The organism is Arthrobacter sp. Hiyo1 (assembly GCF_001263615.2).
In the GTDB taxonomy this organism is placed as follows: Bacteria; Actinomycetota; Actinomycetes; order Actinomycetales; family Micrococcaceae; genus Arthrobacter.
In genome coordinates this window covers 97,089-98,148 of the sequence record NZ_DF952475.1, presented here as the reverse complement: position 1 = coordinate 98,148, position 1,060 = coordinate 97,089, and the positions used below count along the sequence as shown (strand labels likewise).

Annotated in this window: 2 protein-coding genes; both read right to left on the bottom strand. The window is 69.0% G+C overall.

The genetic code is table 11. The annotated features are described in order from the left end of the window. Positions 1 to 304 (bottom strand): hypothetical protein (locus AHiyo1_RS24970; protein ID WP_216363260.1); only part of this gene is annotated, 304 nt, incomplete at its 3' end. Further along, positions 301 to 873 (bottom strand): TniB family NTP-binding protein, encoded by a 573-nt coding sequence (locus tag AHiyo1_RS19440; protein WP_216363259.1) that lies wholly within the window; start codon positions 871 to 873, stop codon positions 301 to 303. The genes AHiyo1_RS19440 and AHiyo1_RS24970, both read right to left, overlap by 4 nt. Positions 874 to 1,060: the final 187 nt, after the last annotated feature.

Here is a 1,060-nt window from a genome sequence, read left to right as displayed (position 1 = left end):
GCCGCCCGGTTCCGCCCGATCCCTGGGTGCAGCGCAGGCAGAGGGTGCGGTCGATGACGTCGGCCCCGTGGATCACAGTGGGTGTGGCGAAGGCGCGCTCGTGGAGAGAGCCGAGGTTGCGCCAGGCCTGCAGCCGTTCCGGGGTCCGGCGGTGGCTGGGCTTGGGGATGGCTCCCGCCTCGTAGAGGGCGCGTTCGATCTCCTCGGCGGTAGTGCCGTTGCGGGCTGCGTGGCGGGAGGCGTAGCTGATCAAGCCCTCGCCGCCGAAGATCCTGGTGGGGACGGGGAGCGGCTGGATCGTCACTGGGCCCTGTTCAGCCCGCGCTTGCGGCTGCCGGAGGACAGGGCTGCACGTTTGTGGTGGTGTTCTTCGGCGGCGTAGTCGGTGGCGGTGGCCTGGAGGCGGGCACGGTCGATCTTCTCGGTGCCGTCGATGATCGCTCCGATGGCGGCGTCCGACAGGAGGGCGCGCAGGCCGCCGATGCTCCCGCCGGTGCGGTCCCACAGGTAAGCGGCTTCCTCGGCGAGGGACTCGGCTTCATGGGCGGCAAGGGTGAGCAGGTCCTCGACGCCGAGGACGAGTTCGGTCCAGGCCTCGCGGTCTGCCTTGGTTCCGTTCCCGTAGGGGCGCATCTGGTGCATGATCATCCTGGCCTTGATCTGTCTCCCCATGTCACCGGCGAACAGGTCCGTGGTGGGCAAGTCGATGCCGGCGTAGAGGAAGGTCGCGTCCAGGCGGTCGGCGAACTGTTTAAGGGTGCTGGCTGCCTCGGCGCCTGCCTGCCTGTTAGTCGTCAGGTTGTGCACCTCGTCGAGGACCACCAGAGACGTGCCGAGGGTGCGCAGCACACCCAGGACGCGCTCGGTGACCATCTGCGCGGTCGCCCTTTGGAACACCGGGAGCCGAGCCAATTCGCGAAGGCCTGCATGAGCATCCTTGGCGTGGTCGCTGGCGGAACCATGGCATAGACCACCGGGGCGAAGGACACGTCGTCGGTGCGGCCGAGGCGCGTGCGCTCGGCCTTCTCATGGCGCTTGCCGATCAGCAGCGCGGCGGTGG